General features: G+C 48.9%; 1 protein-coding gene. It reads right to left on the bottom strand.

Going from position 1 to position 352, the window contains the following annotated elements; translation table 11 throughout:
* The coding region (locus H5154_RS23280) for a hypothetical protein (protein WP_220493451.1) at positions 1 to 352 on the bottom strand (352 nt) is incomplete at both ends.

The following is a 352-nucleotide window of genomic DNA, read 5'->3' as shown; positions in this document are numbered from 1 at the left end:
TTGCTGAGTTGTGCTTGTCCACTGTCATCTAGTTGCCCGGTCGCTTGCGTTCCATCATCAAAGGTAATGGTGTAGGGCGCATTTTTAACCGGGCTGCCGTCTTGGTAAACGTATTCTAAATCGACCACACTGGCGGTAGTTGCAGCAACGCCTGCATCATTTATGGTTACATCATTAATACGGCTAATACTCGCAGGACTTGAGGCACTTGGGCTACTGGCTGTTTTCGGGCTTTCTATATCGTAATCAACTGGTCCATCAAAGGTGACAATGTTGCTGTCGAGGGTGAGTATATTGGTAGCGATGATGGTGGCGTTGCCTTGGCTATCGAGTTTAATTTCGCCGCCGGCGT

This window comes from Pseudoalteromonas sp. SR44-5, from assembly GCF_014163675.1.
Lineage (GTDB): Bacteria > Pseudomonadota > Gammaproteobacteria > Enterobacterales > Alteromonadaceae > Pseudoalteromonas > Pseudoalteromonas rhizosphaerae.
Note: the sequence above shows the minus strand (reverse complement) of the source record. Positions and strands in the feature narration are given on the sequence as shown.